Source organism: Nocardia sp. FBN12 (assembly GCF_054031145.1).
This window is the reverse complement of sequence record NZ_CM132926.1, coordinates 5429325-5452096: the sequence shown is the minus strand read 5'-3', so window position 1 is coordinate 5452096 and position 22772 is coordinate 5429325. Positions and strand designations below refer to the sequence as shown.

Below are 22772 nucleotides of genomic sequence, written 5' to 3'. Positions count from 1 at the left end.
CGGGTCAATCGGTCAGTTGGGGGTTCCTCGGGCCAACACCACGTCGACGGTTCGGGTGGTGCCGTTCGGTGAGGTGACGTCGAGGCGGACGGGGTCGGCGGGTTTGCGGATGCTGATGGCCGCGCTCAGGGCCTTCGCGGTGGTGATCGAGGTGCCGTTGACCGCGGTGATCACGTCGCCGATGTTGATGCCCGCTTCGCGGGCGGGTTGGCCGTAGAAGGCCCAGCTCACCTGGGCGCCGGCGGGGCGGGCGTCGATGACCTGGACGCCGAGGGTGGCCGTGGGGCCGATGTGGACAGTATCGGTGGGGGTGCCCGAGCGGATCTGGGCGACGATGCGCATGGCGGTGTCGATCGGGACGGCGTAGCCGTTGGCCGGTCGGCCTTCGGCCCTGGCGTTATCGCCGGATGCCGCTGTGATCACCCCGACGACCGCCCCTGACGCGTCGGCCAGTGCACCGCCGGACTGGCCGCCCATCACGGGCGCGGCGATCTCCACCATGCCGTTGAGCGCTTTGCGGGTGAGGTCGGCGGAGTTCATGGCGACGATCGTCGCGTCCAGATCGGTGATCGGGCCGGCGACCGAGGTCGGCTCGCCACCGTCACCGCCCGCATCGCCGATGGCCAGCACATCCTGGCTGATGCGCAGGTCAGCGGAGGTGCCGAGGCGTGCGGTCGGCAGATCCTCGGCGCCGCCCAACGACAGCAGCGCGATATCGGCGCCGGAGTCGTAGCCGAGGACGGTGGCCTCGTAGACGGACCCGTTGGCGATATCGGTGACGCTCAGCGCCTCGGCCCCTTTGATCACGTGATGGCTGGTCAGAATCTGCCCGTCGGCGGTGAGCACGATCCCCGACCCGGCCGCCCCGATCCCGAAACCGGCCGCGTCGACATCGATATTGACCAGCACCGACTCCATCTGCCCGGCGACGAGCGCGGGATCGAGCGGCACCAGGACGGGCGCCTGTGCTTGCGCCACGAATTCCGGCTCGACCAGGGCGAACTCCCCGCGATACCCGAGAAACGCGCACACCCCCAGCATCGCTACCACCATCGTCACCAGCACTCGTCCGACACGCTTCACAGCACATGTCCTCTCTCGCGAGCCGACCAATCCATTGTCACCCGTTTTCCGCGTCCGCTGGTCTCGAAATGGACGCGGTCGTTCCAGGGACCTGTGCGACGCAGGCGTCGGTGCGCGGACTTGGCAAAGCACGCATGCGGCTGTAGGCATGTAGCCATGAGCACCGCAGCCGCCTACGCCAAGCCATCCCCCGACGGGGCTTTCGAGAAGGTCACCATCGAACGTCGCGAGGTCGGTGCCGACGATGTGCTGATCGACATCAAATACGCCGGCATCTGCCACTCCGATATCCACACCGCGCGCGACGAGTGGGGTGGCGCGAAATACCCGTGCGTGCCCGGTCACGAGATCGCGGGCATTGTCGCCGCGGTCGGCTCGTCGGTGCGCAAGTACCAGGTGGGCGACCGGGTCGGCGTCGGCTGCCTGGTGAACTCCTGCGGCAAGTGCGTGCCGTGTCTGGCGGGCGAGGAGCAGTACTGCACCGGCGGCGCCACCTGGACCTACAACTCCCCGGTGCCCGAAACCGCGCAGCCCGGCGGGTACACGATGGGCGGCTATTCCACCCAGATCGTGGTCGACGAGAGCTTCGTCGTCGCGATCCCAGAAGGCATCGGCCTCGATGTCGCCGCGCCGCTGCTGTGCGCGGGCATCACGCTGTATTCGCCGCTCAAGCACTGGAACGCGGGGCCGGGCAAGAAGGTCGCGATCATCGGGATGGGCGGGCTGGGGCACGTCGGTGTGAAGATCGCCTCGGCGCTGGGCGCGGAGGTCACCGTGCTGAGCCAGTCGCTGCGCAAGCGCGACGACGGCCTGCGCATGGGGGCCGACCACTACTACGCCACCAGCGAGAAGGAAACCTTCCGCCAGCTGCGCGGCCAGTTCGACCTGATCATCAACACCGTCTCGGCCGACCTGCCGATCGACAACTACCTGCGCCTGCTCGCCCTCGACGGCACGCTCGTCATCCTGGGCCTGCCGGAGCACCCGATGAGCGTCACCGGGCGCCACCTCGCCGGTTTCCGCCGGTCGCTGGCCGGTTCGATGATCGGTGGCCTCGCCCAGACCCAGGAGATGCTGAACTTCTGCGCCGCGCACGGGATCGGCGCGGAGATCGAACTGATCTCCGCCGACGAGATCGACTCCGCCTACGACCGGGTTGTCGCCAGCGACGTCCAGTATCGATTCGTGATCGACACCGCCACGGTGTGATTCTCGCGGTACGCGCGCCGACGGGCTGTGGGCGCGCGTCCTGGGTAGCGTGACATTCGTGGTTGCCGAGGACGAATCCGCTGAACCCGCCGCACAGTCCGCCGACCTGCCCGCCTACTGGTCGGTGCGAACCCCGCCGCGCTGGCTGCCGCGCGCGCTGCTGTACGCGGTGCTCGCGGTAGCCGGGCTGATCACGGCGTTCTGGGTGCTGGGCAAGATGCAGGGTCTGCTGACCGTGCTGATGGTATCGATCTTCCTGGCGTTCGCGATCGAGCCCGCGGTGAATTGGCTTGCGGCGCGCGGTGTTCGGCGTGGGGCGGGCACCGGTGCGGTGTTCCTGGTGGTGCTGGTACTGATCGTTGCGTTCGTGTGGACATTGGGCGCGTTGCTCGTCAACCAGGTGACCATGCTGGTGAAGAACGCCCCCGACTATGTCCAGGATCTCGTCGACTGGGTCAATTCGACCTTCCACCAAGATATTTCGGGCGATGATCTGACCAAGTACGCCTCGGAGTGGAGTTCCACGATCGAGAAGTATCTGGTCGGATTGGCTGGAAACGTCTGGGGCATCGGCACTGTCGCGATCGGCGCGCTGTTCCAGCTGCTCGGGGTGCTGCTGTTCACGTTCTACTTCGCCGCCGACGGTCCGCGTTTCCGGTCCTGGGTGTGTTCGTTGCTGCCGCCGAAACAGCAGAAGCATGTGTTGCGGGCCTGGGACATCGCGGTCGAGAAGACCGGTGGCTACATCTATTCGCGGGCGTTGCTCGCGCTGTGCTCGGCGGTCGCGCACTACGTCGCGTTGCGGGTGCTCGATGTGCCATCGGCGTTCGCCTTGGCGTTGTGGGTCGGCGTTGTCTCGCAGTTCATTCCGACTGTCGGCACCTATATGGCGGGTGCGCTGCCGGTGCTGGTGGCGCTGGTGCACGACCCGATCACCGCGCTGTGGATCCTGCTGTTCATCATCGCCTATCAGCAGTTCGAGAACTACGTCCTCCAGCCGCGCATCACCGCGACCACCCTGGATATGCACCCGGCGGTGGCCTTCGGGGCGGTGATCGCGGGCGCCGCACTACTCGGCCCGACAGGTGCGCTCCTCGCGATCCCGGTCACCGCCACGCTGCAGGGTTTCGCGGGCGCGTATGTGCGGCGTTACGAAGTCACCGAAGAGGCCGACGCGCCACCGCCGAAGAAAAAGAAGCGCAAGAAGCCCGAAGCCGCATCCACCGACGAATAGACAACTCATGGCGACGTAGAAGCGCACCACCTCGTCGAGTCGGTCGGGCCTGCGCGGCGGGCAAGGTTTCGGTGCGCACGGTTCCACGATGGCGTAGATGCCCCGTGGCGACATCGGACGTGGGTTGAGGGGTTGGCGTGCGGTGCGGCGGTAGCGTTCGGCGGATGGACACCCTGAACTCGGTGATCGTCGATGTCAATGATGCTTTCTGGAACTGGCTGCTGATTCCGCTCGTCCTCGTCGCCGGGCTGTACTTCACCGTGCGCAGTGGTGTGGTGCAGGTGCGGATGCTGCCCGAAATGTTCCGGGTGGTCACGGAGAAGGGGCCGACGGCGGCCGACGGGAAGAAATCGGTGTCGGCGTTCGGGGCGTTCAGTATTTCCGCGGCGGCGCGGGTGGGGACCGGCAATATCGCGGGGGTCGCGACCGCGATCAGTGTCGGTGGGCCGGGGGCGGTGTTCTGGATGTGGGCGATGGCCACGGTCGGTGCCGCGTCGGCATTCGTGGAATCCACGCTCGCTCAGCTCTACAAGCGGCGCGAGAGCGAGCCGGGGACCTTTCGCGGCGGTCCCGCCTACTACATGGAGCACGGGCTGCGCCGTCGGTGGCAGGGGTTGGCGTTCGCGGTGATCATCACCGTGACCTTCGGGTTCGTGTTCAACGCCGTGCAGGCCAACACCATCGTGGCCACCAGCCGCGTCTCGCTCGCGGAGCTCGACGGTGGCTGGTATGCCCCGCTGATCGGGCTCGGTTTGGTGGTCCTGCTCGGGCTGGTGATCTTTGGCGGGGTGCGCCGGATCAGCCACATCACCGAGGTGCTCGTCCCGGTGATGGCCTTGGCGTACCTGGTGCTCGGCATCGCGGTGGTCGCGTTGAACATCGACGATCTGCCGCGCGTGTTCGCCGATATCGTCGGCGGGGCGTTCGGGCTGCGCGAGGTGGTCGGCGGTGGCATCGGTGTCGCCATCACGCAGGGGATCCGGCGCGGCATGTTCTCCAACGAGGCCGGTCTGGGCTCGGCTCCGAATGCCGCTGCGGCCGCGGATGTCTCACATCCGGTGAAACAGGGGCTGGTGCAGTCGCTCGGCGTCTACTTCGACACCCTGCTGATCTGCTCGATCACCGCGTTCATCATCCTGACCAGCGACCCCGACCTGTCCGAGCGACGCAGCGCCGACCTCACCCAGAACGCGCTGCAGACATCACTCGGCACCTGGGCTGGCCATGTACTCACGGCGGTGGTGTTCATGCTCGCGTTCAGCTCGATGATCGGCAATTTCTACTACGGTCGCTCCAACATCGAGTTCATCACCACCCGCCCCCAGGTGCTCACGGTCTTTCGAGTGTTGGTGCTGGTGGCCGTTTTCGGCGGCGCGCTGGGCTCGGTGAGCCTGATCTGGAACCTGGCCGATGTGTTCATGGGCGTGATGGCGCTGGTCAACCTGGCCGCGATCATCCCGCTCGGCGCCGTCGCGTTCCGTCTGCTCGCCGACTACCGCGCCCAGCGCGCCGCGGGCAAAGACCCCGTCTATCTGCACAGCGCCGACATCGCCGACCCGGCGGGTGTGCAGTGCTGGCAGGCAACGATTGCGTCGAGCTTGCCCGGTAAACCCACTCACTAGTGGTAGGCATGGGAAATGGCGAAACAATGGACCGAGCCGGCTGATGTCGCACTGCGCGCCGACGGTCTGCGCGTCGCCGATCTGGACACCTCGAGCACGCCGGGATTCGCCGGCGACAAGCGTCTGGGCAAGCAGCTGCTCGCCGAACGGGCGACGGTGCTTTCGGTGTTGCAGGAGAAGCTGTTCGCGCACGGTCGCACCGGCGGCCAGCGCAGTGTGCTGCTGATCCTGCAGGGCATGGACACCGCGGGCAAGGGCGGAATCGTGCGGCACGTCATCGGCTCGGTCGACCCGCAGGGCGTCGACCACGCGTCCTTCGGCGTGCCGACCGAGCTGGAGTCCCAACACGACTTCCTGTGGCGGATTCGCAACAAACTGCCCGCGCACGGTCAGATCGGCGTGTTCGACCGCTCCCAGTACGAGGACGTGCTGGTGGTGCGGGTGCACGACCTCGTGCCGCAGGCGGAGTGGGAACAGCGCTACGACCAGATCAACACCTTCGAGAAGGAGGCCGCCGACGCGGGCACCACCATTGTGAAGGTGGCCATGTTCGTCTCCCTCGACGAACAGAAACGCCGGCTGCGCGAACGGCTGGAACGCCCGGACAAGTACTGGAAATTCAACCCCTCCGACATCACCGAACGCGCCTACTGGCCCGAATATCAGAAGGCCTACCAGGCCGTTCTCGACCGCACCAACACCGACTACGCGCCCTGGTACGTGCTGCCGTCGGACCACAAGTGGTACGCGCGCCTGGCGATCACCGAGTTGCTGATCGCCGCGCTCGCCCAGCTGAAATTGGACTGGCCACCCGCCGACTTCGATATCGCCGAGCAGCTTCGCCGACTCGACGAGTCCTGAATCGAGCTTTGCGGAAACTCTCAGGTTCGGCCCGCATGATGTTCGGTGGTGGGGAGCCAACTAGCGAAAGGCGTGTGACGACGGTGAGCACGGGCAACAGGCCCTCGGGCAAGAATCCGCTGGCGGCGGCAGAGGCGGCCGACAAGAAGCGCAAGATCGCGATCCAGGTCGGCGTCGCCGCGGTGCTGGTCGCGCTGGTCGCGGCCATCGGCGTCGGTATCGCGGTGAAGCAGTCCGATAAAGACACCGAAGCGGCGACCACGTCGGCGGCACAGCTGCCCGCGACGGGCGGGGCGGTCACCGATACCGGCACGGTCGTGATCGGCAATCCCGACGCCAAGGTCAAGGTGCGCGTCGTCGCCGACCTGCAGTGCCCGGCCTGCCAGAAGTTCGAGGCCGCCAACGGGGAAGCGCTGGCCAAGGCCGCCGCCGATGGCACCGCCTCCGTCGAGTACCAGATCATCTCGTTCCTCGACAAGGCCTCCACCAACCAGTACTCCTCGCGCGCGGCCAACGCGTCGTTCTGCGTGGCCAAGTCCGATACGACGAAGTACCAGTCCTGGCTGCAGACCATGTTCGAAAAGCAGCCCGCCGAGGGCGGTGCCGGCCTCAGCAACGACGAGCTCATCCAGATCGCCACCGACGTCGGCTACACCGATCCCGCCGTGGCGACCTGCATCAACGACAAGCCGTACAACGACTACATCCAGCAGGTCACCCAGACCACGCTGCAGAGCGGCGTGGAGTCGACGCCGTCGGTGTTCATCAACGGCCAGCTGAACCAGTCCGACGCGATCTTCACCGAGAACGGCCTCGCCGCCGTGATCGCTGACGCGGCGAAGTGATCACCGCCCCCGCCCGCTCGGCCTGGCTGCTGCTGATCGCCGGGCTGGCGGGCTGGCTGGCGTCGTTCACGCTCACCGTCGAACGGTTCAAACTGTTCGTCGACCCGGACTACGTCACCTCGTGCAGCATCAACTCGGTGCTGTCGTGTGGGTCGATCATGAAGACCGACCAGGCCGCGGTCTTCGGTTTCCCCAACCCGCTGATCGGCGTCGTCGGGTTCTCGGTGGTGGTGACCCTCGCTGTGCTGTCGGTGGTCGGTGTCGGGTTCCCGCGCTGGATCTGGGGCGGGCTGTGGCTCGGCACCGTGCTCGGCATCGCCGGGCTGTGCTGGCTGATCTTCCAGAGCCTGTACCGGATCAACGCGCTGTGCCCGTACTGCATGGTGGTGTGGGTGGCGGTGCCGGTGCTGTTCGCGGTGACCACGCAGGAGGTGTGGGGCCGCTCGCGCGGGGTGATGGGGATCCTCGCCGAATGGCGCTGGACCCTGGTCGTGGTGTTCTACGCGGTGGTGCTGCTGCTGGTGTTCCTGAAGTTCCAGGACTACTGGCTCAGCTTGGTGTGAGCGGCTTGGTGGCGTCCACGTACTGCATGAAACGGTGGACCCGCTGGTCGATTTCGGTCAGGCCCGCCCTGGCGAACAGCTTCGGGAAGGTGTCGCGGTCGAACAGGCGAAGGCCGCTCAGGCTCGCGGCAAGGCTGCTCGCCGAGCCGAAGAGATTGTCCTCGGCGTAGCTGGTGCTGATCGCGATGCGGCCGCCGGGGGCGAGGACGCGGATCATCTCGCGGGTGGCGACCAGCGGATCGGGGATCAGGTAGAGAGCGCCGAAACAGCAGACGGCGTCGAAGGTTCCGTCGGCGAAGGGCAGGATGCGGGCGTCGCCGCGGACGTAGCCGACGCGGGGGCTCGCGTTGTCGTTTGCGGCCTTGGCCAGCATCGGCGCCGAGTAGTCCAGGCCGGTGACGAAGCCGCCCTTGGTCAGATACTCGCTGAGGTAACGGGTGAAATTGCCTGGGCCGCATGCCAAGTCGAGCACCTTCATGGGGCCGCTCAGGCGCAGGGTGTCGACCGCGTCGCGGCGGTCGGTGCCGGTGGTCCGGCCGCTGGCGAGGTAGAACAGCGTGGGTCGCCACGCGTGCTCGTACACCGCCGCCAGCGCCGGGGCGTTCATCGTCTTGCGGGCGAGATTCACAGTCGCGCGACCTCGATGGTCATGCCCGCCGCGCGCAGCCGCTCGGTGAGCGCCTCGCCCATCGCGGACGCGGGGGTGAGCACGCCGGCGCGCTCGGGCAGGGTGTCGAAGGCCAGGCTCAGGCCGCTCTGGCCGAGCAGCACGGCGGTGGCCTGGTAGCCGGGGTCGCCGGTGCCGGAGAAGGTGGCCTGGTACTTGGCACCGGAGCTGGTGCGCGCGAAGGTCTTCATGGTGAACCACCCACTGCGGCGGGCCTTCTCGTCGGGGCCGGTGCCGGGCTTCGGCAGGATCCGGTCGAGCAGCTTGCGGCCGAGCGAAACCCTCGAAAGGACTGCGCCCGAGGCCATGCCGGCCACGAGGCCGCCCGCGATACCCGCGGCGACCAGTGGTGCGGCGGCCGAGGTGCCCGCGTTCATCACCTCGCGGTAGCGGAACTGCTTGCCGTAGGCCCAGCCGAGCAGGCCGTTGGTGCGGCGCACGACCTTGGTGTTGTGCGAGGCCATCACGAACGTGGTGACCCAGCCGTCCAGGCTGGGGTCGATGCTGTCGGCGCGGGCCAGCGCCTGATCGGACTGGCGGCCGACATCGGGTTCCATGCTGCGGTCCGGGCTCAGCGAGTACGGGTGGGCCAGGATCTTGCCGCGCGCGGAGTCGGCCGCGATGTCCTCCATCATGGCGCGCCCGGAATCGATGGTGCCGCCGCTCATGCCGCCCTTGAGGTAGGCGACCAGGGTGGTGTCCTCTAGCTCGCCGGTGTCGTCGGCGAGGGTGGCGCGGTAGATCTCGTACACGCTCAGATCCGACGGAATCGAGTCGTAGCCACAGGAATTCACGATCTTGGCGCCCGAGTCGACCGCGGTCTGCTCGTACTTCTCGATGGCGTCGTGAATGAACAGCGGCTCGCCGGTGAGGTCGGCGTAGTGGGTGCCCGCCGCGGCGCACGCGCCGACCAGCGGCATGCCGTAGCGCAGGTACGGGCCGACGGTGGTGACCACGACCTTGGTGCGCTCGGCCAGCGCGGCAAGCGAGGCGGGATCGCTGGAATCGGCGACGACGAGTTCCCATGTCGCGGCGGCCGGACCGAGCTCGTCGCGGGTGGCGGCGAGCTTGCTCGCCGAGCGACCGGCCAGGGCGATCCTGGCGTCGGCCGGGGCCGCGGTGAGCAGGTATTCAGCGGTGAGCTTGCCGACGAAACCTGTTGCGCCGAACAGGATCAGGTCGAACTCGCGGTGCTGCGGCATGACGCGCCTTTCGAAAAGATGATCAGGGCTTGGTGGCTGGTGCGCTCGCCTTGCGGGCGCGAGTCTTCTTCACCGGCTTCGGTGGATGGGTGGCGAGCCAATCACGGTGGGCCAGGCCGAGTTCGGTGACCGGCGGATCGCCGTAGAGCCATTCCCTGGCGATCGAATGCCAGTTGTTGGTGCTGTCGAGCTGCCCGAGCATGCCGAAGGTGAGGAAGTCGGCGCGGCGGGAGAACAGGTGTTCCGGCGGCAGGTTCTGCTGCTTCATGCCGGTGAACTCGCTGGCCCTCGGGTCGACGGCGAGCAGGAACGCGCCGCTGGCCAGTTCGGGGGTGATGGTGAGTTCCTCGTCGACCAGACACCATTCCGAGGCGGCGAGCACGTATTCGAGGCATTCCTCGGCGCCGATCTCCTCGGGTGAGTCGATCACGCCGCGATCGATCATCAACTGCCGCAGGTCTTCCGCGCGATCCTCCGCGGCCGCGCGCAGGCACTGGATTTCGAATCCGACCAGCTTGGGGTCCATCCGGTTGAACAGCCCGAAGTCGAGGAAGGCGACCCGGCCGTCCCTGGCGAGCAGCACATTGCCCGGATGCGGGTCGCCACAGAACTCGTTGAAGCTGAACAGCGAGCCGACATAGAAGCGGTAGATGATCTCGCCGACCCGATCACGTGTCGCGGTAGGCATTTTCCGGATCGCGTCGAAGCCGTCGCCGTCGATGAACTCGCTGACCAGCACGCGGGTGGTCGAGAGCTCCGGCACCGAGGAGGGCACCACGATGAACGGGTGTTCGCGGTACAGGTGCGCGATCTCGGCCTGGGTGGCGGCTTCGGCCTGGTAGTCGAGCTCGCTCTCCATATTGAGTTTGAGCTCGTCGAGCACCGCGGGGGTGATCCACGGCATCGCCGAGGCCAGCACCCGGCGGAACATGGTGAGGTTCTTCAGATCCGCGCGCACCGCGGCGTCGACGCCGGGGTACTGAACCTTCACCGCGACAGCGCGACCGTCGTGCAGGGTGGCCCGGTAGACCTGGCCGATCGAGGCGGCGGCGATCGGCTCCGCATCGAATTCGGCGAAGATCTCCGCCAGCGGGGCACCGAAATCCTGCTCGATCACCGCGCGCATGGACTCGAACGACACCGTCGGCGCCGCATCGCGCAAGACCGCGAGGCGCTGCTGGAAACGCTCGCGATGGTTCTCCGGCACCAGATCCAGATCCAGCACCGACATCATCTGGCCCAGCTTCATGGCCACGCCCTTCATGGTGCCGAGCACCATGACCACCTGTTCGGTGGTGCGGATCATCGACTCCTCGGCCATCCGCGCGCGGACCGCCTCCGAACGGCCGCGCATCGATAGCCTGGTCTTCTTCGAGCGGATAACCGACCCCGCCGCGACCGCCCCCAGCTTCGTCCCGCGGGCAAGCCGGGAAGTCGGCACGTTCTTCGCCATCGAGATACCTCCGTTGGTGCCGACGCGCACGGCGGTGACACAAGCCACAGCGTCCCGCCCGGGTTCAGCGTAGCCAACCGTGCGGCGTTGTCGAGCCCGGCTCCCGCTAGTGGATGAAAGTGCCGGTCAGGGCAGCTGCGTGGGGACTTCGGGGAAGAGGTGCGGCTGGGCGGTGAAGTACGCCGGTGAGCCGCCGGCGCGCACGATGCCCTCGAGCGCGCTCCACGCCATCATCGTCAGGTAGTCGATGACGTCCTGGCGGGGCATGGCCTTCTCGGTCGTCGTCCACCAGTGCGTGGCCAGCTGGATGCCGCCGACCAGCACGTAGGACCACAACATCGCGCCGTCGGTGCGCACGCCCTTGTCGCCGGCCCGGTCGACCAGCACTGTGGTGACCACCTCGGCGAAGAGCCGCTCGAACTCCGCGAGCGAGGACTTGTCGCCCGCGGAATTGCTCATGATGAAGCGGTAGACCTCGGGGTCGTCGTCGACGGTGCCGACGTATTCGGTCATCGCGGCGCGCACGAGCTGGTACTCGTCGGCATCGAGGCTGATCGCGCCGTAGACCCGGGGCAGCAACGTGGTTTCGATGAAGCGCTGCATGGTGGCGTGGACCAGGTCGTTCTTGTCCGCGAAGTAGCGGTACAGGACGGTCTTGGACACGCCGATCTCGGTGGCGATCTCGTCCATGCCCGCCTGGCTGCCGCGGGCGCGGATGGCGTTGAGGGTGCCGTCGACCAGTTCTTCGCGGCGGTCGATCTTGTGCTGTCGCCACCGACGTTTGCGGCCGTCGGCCTGGCCGCCGCCGCGCACAGGTGCTCGGCTCGACTGCTCGCCGATCTCGACAAGGTCTTCGGTGGACAGAACAGCCCCCTTGTGATCGATGTTGGCGTCTCTGCACAACAGCTTAGGCGCGCCGGTGTGGGGTGGCGCTCCTTTGGCCCACGTTGGGGCATTTACCACACTTCGCTGGGTACCCGCGCGTACGCCAAACCAGGCGGTTCACCGTGTCGTGGGCGGCGCCACGCGGGGTTGGCGGCGGCACACTCGCCGCGCGCACAGCAGAATGGGGGCTATGGAGAAATCTCCCGGCAACACGGCGGTTCTCACGCCGCGCACCGAGACCGCCACGCAGGCCGCCGGCTTCGCGATGCTGACCGACGAGGCGGGCAAGAAACGCGACCTGTTCAAGATGAAGGCGCTGGCGACCGGTTTCCTGGTGGTGGCCAGTGTGATCTACCTGCTGTGCCGCTGGCTCGAATCGCGCGGCGGCGGCGGCGAGTGGGTGGGCTATGTGCGCGCGGCCTCGGAGGCGGGCATGGTCGGCGCGCTGGCCGACTGGTTCGCGGTCACCGCGCTGTTCAAGCACCCGCTGGGGCTGCCGATCCCGCACACCGCGATCATCCGCAAGAAGAAGGACCAGCTCGGCGAGAGCCTCGGCGCCTTCGTCGGCACCAACTTCCTCGCCCCCGACGTGGTCTCGGCCCGCCTCGACGCGGCGCAGATCTCGCTGCGCGTCGGCCGCTGGATGGCCGATCCGGGGCACGCGGCCCGGGTGGCGCAGGAGAGCGCGACGATCCTCACCGCGGTGGTGAACACCCTGCGCGACGAGGACGTCGAGGAGATCATCGACAACACCATCGTCAAACGGATCGCCGAGCCGCTGTGGGGGCCGCCGCTGGGGCGGGTGCTCTCGGAACTGATCGCCGACAACCGGCAGCGGCCGCTGATCGATCTGCTGGCCGAGCGCGCGCATCAGTGGGCGCTCGGTTCGCAGGACACGATCGACCGGATCGTGGTGCGCGATGCGCCGCAGTGGGCGCCGAAATTCGTCAACACGTTGCTTTCCGAGCGAATTTATCGGGAACTCGTCGAGTTCACCTGGAAGGTGCGCTCCGATCCCGATCATGAATTGCGCCGGGCGGCCGATCGCTTTCTGCAGGATTTCGCCGAGGACCTGCAGCACGACGACGCGATGATCGCCAAGGCGGAGAAGGTGAAGGCCGAGATCATGGGCCGCGAGCAGATCACCGGAATGGCCGAGGCCACCTGGCGGGCGGCGAAACGGTTGATCTTGGAGTCGGCCGATGATCCGGATTCCACGCTTCGTCGCAAGGTGGCCGAGAATGTGCAACAGCTCGGTGAGCGACTGCGTGACGATCCGGCGATGCGTGGCAAAGTGGACGGGTGGATCGACCGCGGTGCTCGCTATCTGGTCGGAAACTACTCCGCGGAGATCACGACACTGGTGACCGAGACGGTCGCGCGCTGGGACGCCGACGAGGCGAGCCGGAAGATCGAATTGCAGGTCGGCCGGGATCTGCAGTTCATCAGGATCAACGGCACGGTCGTCGGCTCGCTCGCCGGCCTTGCCATCTACACGATCTCGCAGCTGCTGTTCCACTGAGTAGGTGTCAGCTGGGCTGAACACAGCTGGTCAGCGGGGTTGAGTGACGGTTAGCCGACCAAGTGCTAACTGTAGTGCTTGCAATAGTTAGCACCCTGTTCTAGTATTGGCCTTACAACGCCAGAAGGTGAGCGATGACAGACCAACCCGAGAGTCGTGTAGCGCACGCGGCTCAAGATATCGGAGGTTTCATCAGGGCACAGCGCGAAGGCGCGCAGGTGTCCCTGCGTCAGCTCGCCGCTCTGGCGGGGGTGAGTAATCCGTACCTGAGCCAAATCGAACGCGGATTACGTAATCCCTCCGCCGAAGTACTCGCGCAGATCGCCAAGGCACTGCGGGTTTCCTCGGAGGTGTTGTATGTGCGGGCAGGATTTCTGGAACAGCGTCCGCACAGCCCGGTCCGTGACGCCCTGCTCGCCGATACCTCGGTATCCGAGCGGCAGAAACAGGTGTTGCTGGAAATCTATGAGTCGTTTCGCCGGGAAAACGGGGAAGAGACCGGCTCAGGGGGGACCGAGCGAGACAGTGACGTTTCGCTCACGACAACTGACACTCCGCCACACCAGGAGAATGAAGACTGATGACCGAGAAGACCGCCACTGTGTCCAAGCCGCTGTTCGCCACCGTCGGCGCCGGTGACGCCATCTACGCCGCCGTGAACGACGTTGTCGCCGACGTCCGTGGCCGCGTTGTCGCCACCGATGCCAAGGCCCGCGTCGAAGAGGCCCGCGAGCGCATCGCGAACGTGCCCGCCGACGTGCAGGCCCAGTTCGACACCCTGCGTGACCGCATCTCCGGCCTGCCGTCGGAGCTGCCGGAGGACCTCGCCGAGCTGCGCGAGAAGTTCACCCCCGAAGAGCTGCGCAAGCTGGCCGAGCAGTACTACCGCCAGGCGCTCGACATCTACGCCGATCTCGCCGTGCGCGGCGAGGAGACCGTCGACCGGCTGCGTGCCAACCAGGCCGTCGACGAGCAGATCGGCCGCGTCGAGACCCTTTACAAGGATGCCTCGGCTCGCGCCGAGGATGCCCTGACCAAGGTCAACGACCTGCTGGGCCGTGGCAAGGCCGAGGCCGAGGCTGTGGCCGACAAGGTCGAGGCTGTTGTCGAGGCCGAGGTCGTCGCCGTCACCGACGAGACCACTCCGGCCAAGGCTCCGGCCGCCAAGAAGGCCGCTCCGGCCAAGAAGGCTCCGGCGAAGAAGGCAGCCGCGCCGAAGAAGGTCTGACAGCCTTCGCGCATCACCGCTGACAGCGGCCCCGTACACCCTGTGTGTGCGGGGCCGCTGTTCGTATGATGGGAGGCGTGAACATTGTGAATGGGTTGACCTCGCTGATTCTGCTGGTCCTGTGGGTCTGCGCCCTCGGTGCGACGGTGTTCGCGCTCATTCACGCGATCCGGCAGCGTTCGGATGCCTTCACCGCGGTCGACAAGTTGAGCAAGCCGATCTGGTTGGCCATTCTCGGCGGCGCGCTGGTGTTCCTGCTGCTCGGGGCGGGTGGGCTGGGATTCATCGCGATCATCGGCATCGTCGCGACCGGTGTGTATCTGGCCGACGTGCGGCCGAAGGTCGACGAGGTGCAGCGCGGCCCGCGCTGGTAAATAGCTCGTCGAAGGGCTCGCGGGTGCGTGGTACGCAGTGTTACTGTATCTAGCAGTAACACGAAGGAGTGTGCCGATGCGCGCAACGTTGCCGACGGCTCTGGTGAACCTGGTCGATCAGGCGTCCACCGTGGTCAAGACCGTGCTGGCGGCCCACCGGGCCGACCTGCGGACCCGCTCGCACGGGATCGCGGCCTTCGATCCGCCGCGGATGCCACACGACGTGATCCCGGTGGTCACCGCCGACGGCGCCCGCCTTCGGGTGCACGCCTACGGCCCGGTCGACGCGCCCGTCATCGTGTTCGCGCACGGCTGGACCTGTTCCCTCGAATACTGGAACGCCCAGATCAACGCCTTCGCCGGCGAGTACCGCGTGGTCGCCTACGACCAGCGCGGCCACGGCGAGAGCACCAACGGGTACGCCAAGCCGAGCACGAATCTGCTCGCCGACGACCTGTGCGACGTACTCGACGCCGTCCTGCTGCCGGGTCAGCGTGCGGTGCTCGCCGGGCACAGCATGGGCGGGATGACGCTGATCGCCTGGGCCGGTCGCTACCCCGAGCGGGTCGCCGAGCAGGCCGCCGCGGTGATCCTCACCAATACCGGCGCGCACTCGCTGGTCGAGGTGTCGACCATGGTTCCCGGCCTCAATGTGCCGTTGCGGATTCTCCGCGGCCGGTCGATGCCGACACCGGACTGGCTCGGCAAGCTCATCCTCGGCACCCCGGTGGTCATGCCGCCGATCAAGCCGGTGCGCTGGATCTTCGCCCGTCAGGTGATGACCCTCGATACCTCGCGCGAGAAGCTGGACTACGCGCTCTCGGTGGTGCGTGGCTGCCCGATGATGACGCGCTCGCGCTACGGATTCCTGCTCACCGGCCTGCACCTGGGCGATGACGCGAAGAATTTCTCGGTCCCCACCACCGTGCTCGCCGGCGACCGCGACGACATGACCCCGGTGCTGCACGCCGAGCGCCTGGCCGCGCTGCTGCGTGAAGCAGGCACCCTGGCCGGGTTCAAGGTGCTGCCGACCGGGCATCTGGGCAATGTCGAACGCTTCGACCTGTTCAATGCCGAAGTGGCTGAGGTGCTCGCCGCTGTCCGCGAGCCCGTGCGCGCCCTGGCCTGACCGCCTGCGAGAATCGGCGGATGAGTTCTACCGCTGTGACCTCGGACGACCGCCGATTCGTGCTCACCCTCGGGTGCCCGGACCGGCCGGGCATCATCGCCCGGATCTCCTCGTTCATCGCCGAGTTCGGTGGCTCGATCTCCGAGGCCGGGTACCACTCCGACGGTGACATCGGCTGGTTCTTCACCCGGCAGGCCGTGAAGGCCTCGACGGTGCCGTTCTCGATCGACGAGTTGCGCGGGCGCTTCGCCGACGTGGCCGCCGAGTTCGGTCCCGAAACCGACTGGCAGGTCCACGATTCCGGTTCGCCGCGACGGGTGGTGCTGCTGGTCAGCAAGGACGGGCACTGCCTACACGACCTGCTCGGACGCGCGCAGGCCGGTGAGCTGCCCGCCACCATCGAGGCCGTGATCGGCAACCATCCCGATCTGGCGGGGATGACCGAGGCGCACGGGATCAAGTTCCACTACGTGCCGTTCCCGAAGGATCCGGCCGAGCGTGGTCCGGCCTTCGAGCAGGTGCGCGAACTCGTCGACGCCCACGATCCGCACGCGGTGGTGCTCGCCCGTTTCATGCAGGTGCTGCCCGCGCAGCTGTGCGAGTACTGGGCCGGGCGCGCGATCAATATCCACCACAGCTTCCTGCCCTCGTTCGTCGGCGCGCGGCCCTATCACCAGGCGTACGCGCGCGGGGTGAAGCTGATCGGGGCGACCTGCCATTACGTCACCGCCGAGCTGGACGCGGGGCCCATCATCGAGCAGGACGTGATCCGGGTCGATCACGCCGACGACGTGCGCGACATGGTGCGCCAGGGCCGCGACATCGAGCGGGTCGTGCTCGCGCGCGGGCTGCGCTGGCACCTCGAGGGCCGGGTGCTCGTGCACGGTCGGCGCACGGTTGTCTTCGAGTGATTCAGAGGTCGTAAAAGGGTGCGGGGTAACGGAATTCGCCGGTGACTGCGGAGTCGTACGCGGTGAGCGGGCGCACCTGGAAGTACGGCGCCCAGTCGGCTTCGTCGGGCACGATGCCAAGGCGCGGGCCGGGGACGAAACCGAAGCGGGCGTAGTAATCGGGATCGCCGACCAGGCCGACGACCGATTCGTCGAGGGCATCGGCGGCGCCGAGCGCGGCATGGACCAGCGCCGAGCCGACGCCGGACTTCTGATGCTCGGGATCGACGCCGAGCGGGCCGAGCGCGAGCACCGGGAACGGGCCGATCCCGGCCCTGGTCAGGCAGATGTGCCCGACGACGGTGTCGTATTCGAGCGCGACCAGCGACAGCGTCGGCATCCAGGCCTCGTCGGTGCGTAGCGTGTCGACGAGGGCGGATTCGGGTGGTTCGGTGACGGCCGGGTCGCCCGCGTACTGCGGGGCGAAGGCGGCGCGGTGGATCGCGGCGATGGCCGCGGCGTCCGCTGGGGTCTCGCGACGGATCAGCACAGGCATAAGTGTCCAGGATTTGGGTAGTTGAGCGCAATGATGTGCGCGGCCTGATGTCGGCGGATACGTCGACGACCTCGCCGCTGGACTCGGCCGCGGGTATGCCATGCTCGGGAAATGACTTCCGCGCCGCTGACCCGGGCCGCCGTGGCCGACCTGATCGACCACACCCTGCTGGCCCCGGAAGCGACTCCGGCCGAGGTCGACGCGCTGATCGCCGAGGCACGCAAGCTCGGGGTCTACGCGATCTGCCTTTCGCCCTCGATGCTGCCCGTGCGCGCGCCCGGACTGGTGGTGGCGACCGTCGCGGGTTTCCCTTCCGGCAAACATCATTCGCTGGTGAAGGGCGCCGAGGCGCGGCTGGCCGTCGACCAGGGCGCCGCCGAGATCGACATGGTGATCGACGTGGGTGCCGCGCTGGCCGGTGATTTCAATGCCGTCCTCGCCGACATCATCACCGTGCGCGAGGCGACCGCCGATCGCGCCGTGCTCAAGGTGATCATCGAATCGGCCGCGCTCACCGACGACGCGATCGTCGGTGCGTGCCGGGCAGCCGAGCGGGCAGGCGCCGATTTCGTGAAGACCTCCACCGGTTTTCATCCCGCGGGCGGGGCGAGCGTGCACGCGGTGCGATTGATGGCCGAGACCGTCGGCGGGCGGCTCGGGGTGAAGGCCAGTGGTGGGATCCGCACCGCCGAGGACGCCGCGGCGATGATCGAGGCTGGTGCTACCCGGCTCGGTCTGTCGAAATCCGCCGTGGTGCTCGACGGCTTTCCCGAGTAGGCAACGGATTTCGCCGCCGCGCGGGATCAGCAGGTGAACTCGGCCTGCTGACCGGGCGGGTTGCTCGCGGCGTCGAGCGAGGTCTTGCCGCCCGAGAGGTGCACTGTCACACCGTCATCGGTGACCTTCACCTCCTGCGCGCGCAGACCGAGCGGGTAGCTCTGCAAGCTCTGCGTGAATGTTTCGACGATGCCCTGCACGAGGTCGGTGGGCAGGCCGATGCCGAGCAGCTGGGCCGACTTGGTGTCCACCGTGATGTTGCCGTCGCGGACCAGCGGCTGCACCTCCAGCTGGGCGAGGCCGCCGAGCACGTCCAGGGTCAGCACGCCGGTGCTCGCCGAGGAGCTCACACCGCTCACCATCGTGCCGAGGGTCTGGCGGATGCCTTCGTTGTTCCAGGTCACGTCGGCGGTGGAGCTGCCGATGGTGCCGCCCCCGCGACCGCGGTCGACGAGCTCGATGTCGTTGAATTTCGCGTGCACCGCCATGCCGACCGCGGGACCGAACTTGTTGTCCTCACTGTCGACGGTGAGCGAGCCGACCTTGCCGTCCACATAGGACAGCAACACCGGTCGGAGGCCGAAGCCGACGTCGATGCTCGAGCCCATCTCCTGCTCGAACGCGCCGCTGATGCAGTTCGAGATCTTGTGCCGGGCATAGGCTTCGGTTCCACCGATGGCCGCGACCAGCAGGATGGCGACCACCGCCAGCGCGATCACCAGCGGGCGCCGACCGATCCTGGGGCGTGTTGTCTTCTGCGTGGTCATGGCATCGGATTCTTCCCGATCTTTCTGTGTCTGCTCTGAGGACGGAGTGAAAGCCTTCACAGCAAAATGTGACCTGGCGCACTGCACCGGGCGTAACCTGGGCTTCATGACTGGCGAGGGCATGCGCCGGGTGGCGGGGACAGCGGATCATCGGTGGAGGGTGCTGCGGCGGCTCGCCGGGCGGCACGCGGGCTTCTTCACCACTCGTCAGGTGTTGCGGACCGGCTGTGAATCCCAGGTCAGGGCGGCATTGGGGGACGGGTCGGTGACCAGGGCCGGGGTCGGGATGATGCGGCTGGGGCAGTGGCGGGTGGGGCCGCTGGATGAATACGCGATGTGGGCGGCGTGGTTCGACGGCGCGGCGGCGGTGTCGTATCAGAGTGCGGCGGAACTGCATGGGATCGGCCGGTTGCAGCCGCGGTTTCTGCATCTGTCGGTGTCGGCGGGGCGCCCGCCGGTGACGCCGCGGCTGGTGCTGACGCGACGCAAGCTCTCCGGGGTGGACGTGGAGTCGGCCGGGCCGTTTCTGGTGACTACGCCCGTGCGGACCGTCCTGGATCTGGCCGAGACCGAGATCTCGCAGTCGGCGCTGGACGAGGTGGTGGCCGACGCGGTGGCGATTCACCGGTGCGATACCGACGAGATCTGGTGGGGTGGGCAGCAATTGGCGCCACGGGCGTCGGCGCGGGTGCGCCGGGCGTTAAGCCGGGTGTGACGGGGCGACGACATCCCAGGGGACCGACAGCACGCAGTCGCGCATTCTTCGCTGGTAGGGCCGTAGCGGGAAACCGTTGGCGCGCAGCATCTCCGCCGCTTCTCGCCAGCGGATGCGCGGGCCGTACGGTGCCAGCGCCGCCGTTCGTTCCCAGGCCTGGTCGGCCGCGGCGAGGAGGGCGTGGATGCGTTCGCCGGGAATGTTGCGGTGGATCAACGCTTTCGGCAGGCGCTCGGCGATGTCGGAGGGCCGGTCTACGGTGAAGGGATCCCAGGCCAGGGTGAGGGAAAGGGGGCGGTGACGGTCAATCAGCACCCAGGCGCAGCGGCGGCCGAGTTCATCGCAGGTGCCGTCCACGAGCAGGCCGTCGGGGGCCAGATTGGCCTGGATCCGGGACCACGCGTCGGGGACAGCGTCCTCGGGGTACTGGCGTAGGACGTTGAACGCGCGGACCAGGGTCGGTCGCAGACCTGCCAGCTCGAAGCCGCCGCGAGCGAAGCGGACGCCGTCGCGGGGCTCGACCACGCGGGCCGGATCGATCTCGAGGCCGACCACCTCGACATCGGGGCGGACGGTGCGCAGGCGAGCGGCCAGCTCGAAGGTGGTCCAGGGCGCGGCGCCGTAGCCGAGGTCGACAACCAGGGGGGTGGTGGATTCACGCAGGGTCGTGCTGACGAGTTCGTCGTTGACGAGCCAGCGATCGCTGCGGCGTAGGCGATTGACGCCGGTGGTGCCGCGGGTGATGGTGCCGACCGGGGGGAGGGCCTTGCGGCTCGGGGCCACTCGAAACTCTCGGTGGGGTGTCAGACCGATTTGTCGGCGGTCTGCTTGTCCAGGTAGCGCAGGGTTTCCTCCTGCTCGGCGCGGAACAGGTCGACCAGGTTGACCAGCATCAACTGCTCGAGCCGCGGACCGACCATGGGGATGAAGACCTTGGCGGTGGGGGAGAAGCGCATGGTGGCACCGGTCTCGGTGGGGAACAGGCGGATGGTGCCCGTGAGGCTGCCGGGGCCCGCGGGGATCGAGGCGGAGAACTTGCCCTCGGTCTCGTCGTGGGCGAAGGGGCCCCAGCTCTCCTTGCGGGTGATCACCATGTCTTTGCGCATGACGGTCTGGGCGATCTCGGGCAGCATCTCGCGCGGCAGGGTGTGGTGCAGGACCACGTCGATGCCGTCATCGGTGACGTCGAGGCTCACCACTTCGTTGTTGGGCGCGTACTTGCGCATTTCGGCGACGCGGGCTTCCCAGTAGTCCCTGCTCTGGAGGGCTGCGTACAACTCTTCGGTGGTGTGCAGGGGGTAGCGGGCGGAGTAGTCCAGTCTGCGTGCCATGGCAGGACACGTTACGGGGTTGAACTGGGCGCCGGCATAAGAGGTGGGGATGTTGTCGAGGGTCCCAAGGCGATGAGACCGAGGGTCAGGTCGAACCGCCGCCGACGTCAGCGCTGACGATCTGCGTGTTCTAGAGGGTGAGGCCGACGGTAACCGGCTCGGGTTCGAGGGTGACGCCGAATCGTTCCTGGACGCCCGCGCGGACGGTGCGGGCCAGGGCGACGATGTCGGTGGCGGTCGCGGTGCCGCGGTTGGTCAGGGCCAGGGTGTGTTTGGTCGACAGGCGCGCGGCGGCCTCATCGCCGGGGAAGCCCTTCGCGAAACCGGCTCGTTCGATGAGCCAGCCTGCCGAGAGTTTGGTGCCGTCGAGGGCGGGATAGGTGGGCACCTTCACGTCGTCACCGACGTGCGCGGCGATCGCGGCCAGTACCTGGGGGAGCCGTTCATCGGAGACAACGGGGTTGGTGAAGAACGAACCGGCACTCCAGGTGTCGTGATCGGCGGGGTCGAGCACCATACCCTTGCCCGCTCGCAGGCGCAGTACTTTCGCGCGCACCTGCGCGACGGGACGGGTTTCGCCGTCGCCCGCGCCGAGCACCTTCGCGAGTTCGCCGTAGCGCAGCGGTGCGCTCATCCCACTCGGGTCCACCGCGAATTCGACCGCGAGGACCACGGCGTCGTCGCTGTGCTTGAGCACACTGGTCCGGTAGCCGAAGCCGAGCTCGGCCGGTTCGACCCAGCGCACGTCCCCGGTCTTGCGATCGAGCAGCCGCACCCGGCGCAACAGCGACGCGACCTCGACGCCGTACGCGCCGACGTTCTGTACCGGCGTAGCACCGGCCGAACCCGGAATCCCGGACAGGCACTCGAGCCCGCCCAATCCGGCCGCGACGGTCGCCGCGACGACCTCGTCCCAGTTCGCGCCCGCCTCGGCTACGACACCGTCGGCGCCGAGCTCCACGCCGGTCGTGGCGACCCGCACGGCCACGCCGTCGAAGCCGGCGTCGTCGATGAGCAGGTTCGACCCGCCCGCCACCAGCAGGACCGCGATACCGGCCGCATCCAGGGCCTTCACCGTGGCCACCAGGGCCTCGGTGGTCGTGCATTCGGCGAGCAGCGCGGGTCCACCGACCCGCAGGGTCGTCAATTCGGACAAACGCACCGAATCGTGGACCTTCGCGCCGGTATCGGCCAGCAGGTCACGCAGCTGATCGGAGGACACCACCCGTGTTGTACGCACGTCCGCAGACGGTACCGTGTCGAGCATGGCTACACCTCTGGCGTTCACTGCCGGCTACACGCATTCCGTCGATGCGGTGCGCGCCGCGTACTCCGACGAGCAGTACTGGAAGGCCCGGATCGCCGAGGTCGGCGGCCCAGGGGCCCGGCTCGACGCCTTCGCCGTCGACGGCGACCAGGTCCGTGTCCAGATGGTGCAGTCCATCCCCGCCGATCAGCTTCCGCCCGCCATCACCGCCGTGCGCCCCGGTGACCTGATCATTCCGCGCACCGAGACCTACACCGGCACCGGCGGCATCTTCGAAGCCCACGTCGACGGCGCCCCCGCGGTGGTCCGCGGCACGGTGACCATGGCACCCGACGGCGGCACGGGGTCGACCACCGCCATCAACGGCACCATCGAGGTGAAGATCCCGCTCTTCGGCGGCAAGATCGAGGCGGCCATCTCGGAGCACCTGATCGAACTCCTCGGCAACGAGGCCACCTTCACCGAGGAATGGCTCAACCGCCAGTAGTCGCGCACCGACATGGTTGGTGACCGCTCTCACGGGGTATAGGTCGATAGCCCGGCGTACATTCGATGCGTGAGCAAACATTCGGTAACCGGTCTGTTGCCCGCG

The 22772-nt window shown here is 67.6% G+C and carries 25 protein-coding genes; 15 read left to right on the top strand and 10 right to left on the bottom strand.

What is annotated here, in order from left to right; translation table 11 throughout:
- Positions 1 to 12: 12 nt before the first annotated feature.
- The gene (locus ACWZHB_RS25685) at positions 13 to 1083 is read right to left on the bottom strand and encodes a S1C family serine protease (protein ID WP_427904351.1); all 1071 of its coding nucleotides are present in this window, start codon (positions 1081 to 1083) and stop codon (positions 13 to 15) included.
- Positions 1084 to 1239: 156 nt separating this feature from the next.
- On the opposite strand from ACWZHB_RS25685, the gene ACWZHB_RS25680 reads away from it, so the two are divergent.
- The 6 genes from ACWZHB_RS25680 (at position 1240) to ACWZHB_RS25655 (ending at position 7417) form a co-directional block, all read left to right on the top strand.
- Entirely contained in the window at positions 1240 to 2292 is a 1053-nt protein-coding gene (locus ACWZHB_RS25680) for an NAD(P)-dependent alcohol dehydrogenase (protein ID WP_427904350.1), read from the top strand.
- Between the two features lie 58 nt (positions 2293 to 2350).
- Positions 2351 to 3526: an AI-2E family transporter gene (locus ACWZHB_RS25675; RefSeq protein ID WP_427904349.1), complete on the top strand. Its 1176-nt coding sequence runs from the start codon at positions 2351 to 2353 to the stop codon at positions 3524 to 3526.
- Between the two features lie 164 nt (positions 3527 to 3690).
- The gene (locus tag ACWZHB_RS25670; RefSeq protein WP_427904348.1) at positions 3691 to 5148 is read left to right on the top strand and encodes an alanine/glycine:cation symporter family protein; all 1458 of its coding nucleotides are present in this window, start codon (positions 3691 to 3693) and stop codon (positions 5146 to 5148) included.
- Positions 5149 to 5163: 15 nt separating this feature from the next.
- On the top strand, positions 5164 to 6009 hold the full coding sequence (locus ACWZHB_RS25665) for a PPK2 family polyphosphate kinase (RefSeq protein WP_427904347.1): 846 nt from the start codon (positions 5164 to 5166) through the stop codon (positions 6007 to 6009).
- A gap of 83 nt (positions 6010 to 6092) precedes the next feature.
- A complete protein-coding gene (locus tag ACWZHB_RS25660; RefSeq protein WP_427904346.1) occupies positions 6093 to 6854 on the top strand; it encodes a DsbA family protein in 762 nt (253 codons plus the stop codon).
- Positions 6851 to 7417, top strand: coding sequence for a vitamin K epoxide reductase family protein (locus tag ACWZHB_RS25655; RefSeq protein WP_427904345.1), 567 nt, complete (start codon positions 6851 to 6853; stop codon positions 7415 to 7417). Before ACWZHB_RS25660 ends, ACWZHB_RS25655 begins: the two co-directional genes overlap by 4 nt.
- Here ACWZHB_RS25655 and ACWZHB_RS25650 read toward each other — a convergent pair.
- From ACWZHB_RS25650 to ACWZHB_RS25635, 4 genes are all read right to left on the bottom strand, one after another.
- The gene (locus ACWZHB_RS25650) at positions 7404 to 8045 is read right to left on the bottom strand and encodes a class I SAM-dependent methyltransferase (protein WP_427904344.1); all 642 of its coding nucleotides are present in this window, start codon (positions 8043 to 8045) and stop codon (positions 7404 to 7406) included. The genes ACWZHB_RS25655 and ACWZHB_RS25650 overlap by 14 nt on opposite strands.
- A complete protein-coding gene (locus ACWZHB_RS25645) occupies positions 8042 to 9286 on the bottom strand; it encodes a saccharopine dehydrogenase family protein (RefSeq protein WP_427904343.1) in 1245 nt (414 codons plus the stop codon). The genes ACWZHB_RS25650 and ACWZHB_RS25645 overlap by 4 nt, the downstream gene beginning before the upstream one ends.
- 22 nt (positions 9287 to 9308) lie before the next feature.
- Positions 9309 to 10739: an ABC1 kinase family protein gene (locus ACWZHB_RS25640; RefSeq protein WP_427904342.1), complete on the bottom strand. Its 1431-nt coding sequence runs from the start codon at positions 10737 to 10739 to the stop codon at positions 9309 to 9311.
- Positions 10740 to 10865: 126 nt separating this feature from the next.
- On the bottom strand, positions 10866 to 11579 hold the full coding sequence (locus ACWZHB_RS25635; RefSeq protein ID WP_427909298.1) for a TetR/AcrR family transcriptional regulator: 714 nt from the start codon (positions 11577 to 11579) through the stop codon (positions 10866 to 10868).
- 310 nt (positions 11580 to 11889) lie between these two features.
- Between ACWZHB_RS25635 and ACWZHB_RS25630 the strand changes: the two genes are divergently transcribed.
- From ACWZHB_RS25630 to purU, 6 genes are all read left to right on the top strand, one after another.
- Complete coding sequence (locus ACWZHB_RS25630; protein WP_427909297.1) at positions 11890 to 13146, top strand: DUF445 domain-containing protein; 1257 nt, start codon at positions 11890 to 11892, stop codon at positions 13144 to 13146.
- Positions 13147 to 13280: 134 nt separating this feature from the next.
- Entirely contained in the window at positions 13281 to 13727 is a 447-nt protein-coding gene (locus ACWZHB_RS25625) for a helix-turn-helix domain-containing protein (protein WP_427904341.1), read from the top strand.
- On the top strand, positions 13727 to 14374 hold the full coding sequence (locus ACWZHB_RS25620; protein WP_427904340.1) for a heparin-binding hemagglutinin: 648 nt from the start codon (positions 13727 to 13729) through the stop codon (positions 14372 to 14374). Before ACWZHB_RS25625 ends, ACWZHB_RS25620 begins: the two co-directional genes overlap by 1 nt.
- 68 nt (positions 14375 to 14442) lie before the next feature.
- Positions 14443 to 14748, top strand: coding sequence for a DUF2516 family protein (locus tag ACWZHB_RS25615; protein WP_427904339.1), 306 nt, complete (start codon positions 14443 to 14445; stop codon positions 14746 to 14748).
- A 76-nt stretch (positions 14749 to 14824) separates the two neighbouring features.
- Entirely contained in the window at positions 14825 to 15877 is a 1053-nt protein-coding gene (locus tag ACWZHB_RS25610) for an alpha/beta fold hydrolase (RefSeq protein WP_427904338.1), read from the top strand.
- Between the two features lie 20 nt (positions 15878 to 15897).
- On the top strand, positions 15898 to 16788 hold the full coding sequence (gene purU / locus ACWZHB_RS25605; protein WP_427904337.1) for a formyltetrahydrofolate deformylase: 891 nt from the start codon (positions 15898 to 15900) through the stop codon (positions 16786 to 16788).
- Position 16789: 1 nt separating this feature from the next.
- Here the strand turns inward: purU and ACWZHB_RS25600 are convergent, their stop codons facing one another.
- Positions 16790 to 17317, bottom strand: coding sequence for a GNAT family N-acetyltransferase (locus ACWZHB_RS25600; protein WP_427909296.1), 528 nt, complete (start codon positions 17315 to 17317; stop codon positions 16790 to 16792).
- Between the two features lie 117 nt (positions 17318 to 17434).
- Between ACWZHB_RS25600 and deoC the strand changes: the two genes are divergently transcribed.
- Positions 17435 to 18100 (top strand): deoxyribose-phosphate aldolase, encoded by a 666-nt coding sequence (deoC, locus tag ACWZHB_RS25595; protein ID WP_427904336.1) that lies wholly within the window; start codon positions 17435 to 17437, stop codon positions 18098 to 18100.
- A 26-nt stretch (positions 18101 to 18126) separates the two neighbouring features.
- Here deoC and ACWZHB_RS25590 read toward each other — a convergent pair whose 3' ends face one another.
- Positions 18127 to 18867, bottom strand: coding sequence for an LmeA family phospholipid-binding protein (locus ACWZHB_RS25590; RefSeq protein ID WP_427904335.1), 741 nt, complete (start codon positions 18865 to 18867; stop codon positions 18127 to 18129).
- 106 nt (positions 18868 to 18973) lie between these two features.
- Here ACWZHB_RS25590 and ACWZHB_RS25585 point away from each other — a divergent pair, with 106 nt between their 5' ends.
- On the top strand, positions 18974 to 19582 hold the full coding sequence (locus ACWZHB_RS25585) for a hypothetical protein (RefSeq protein ID WP_427904334.1): 609 nt from the start codon (positions 18974 to 18976) through the stop codon (positions 19580 to 19582).
- Here ACWZHB_RS25585 and ACWZHB_RS25580 read toward each other — a convergent pair.
- The 3 genes from ACWZHB_RS25580 to ACWZHB_RS25570 all read right to left on the bottom strand — a co-directional run bounded on the left by ACWZHB_RS25580 (position 19568) and on the right by ACWZHB_RS25570 (position 22180).
- Positions 19568 to 20365: a class I SAM-dependent methyltransferase gene (locus ACWZHB_RS25580; protein ID WP_427904333.1), complete on the bottom strand. Its 798-nt coding sequence runs from the start codon at positions 20363 to 20365 to the stop codon at positions 19568 to 19570. The two genes, ACWZHB_RS25585 and ACWZHB_RS25580, sit on opposite strands and share 15 nt — an antisense overlap.
- 20 nt (positions 20366 to 20385) lie before the next feature.
- Entirely contained in the window at positions 20386 to 20913 is a 528-nt protein-coding gene (locus ACWZHB_RS25575; protein WP_427904332.1) for a DUF2505 domain-containing protein, read from the bottom strand.
- Between the two features lie 130 nt (positions 20914 to 21043).
- Positions 21044 to 22180 (bottom strand): UDP-N-acetylmuramate dehydrogenase, encoded by a 1137-nt coding sequence (locus ACWZHB_RS25570; protein WP_427904331.1) that lies wholly within the window; start codon positions 22178 to 22180, stop codon positions 21044 to 21046.
- On the opposite strand from ACWZHB_RS25570, the gene ACWZHB_RS25565 reads away from it, so the two are divergent.
- Entirely contained in the window at positions 22179 to 22667 is a 489-nt protein-coding gene (locus ACWZHB_RS25565; RefSeq protein ID WP_427904330.1) for a DUF2505 domain-containing protein, read from the top strand. The two genes, ACWZHB_RS25570 and ACWZHB_RS25565, sit on opposite strands and share 2 nt — an antisense overlap.
- Positions 22668 to 22772 lie beyond the last annotated feature (105 nt).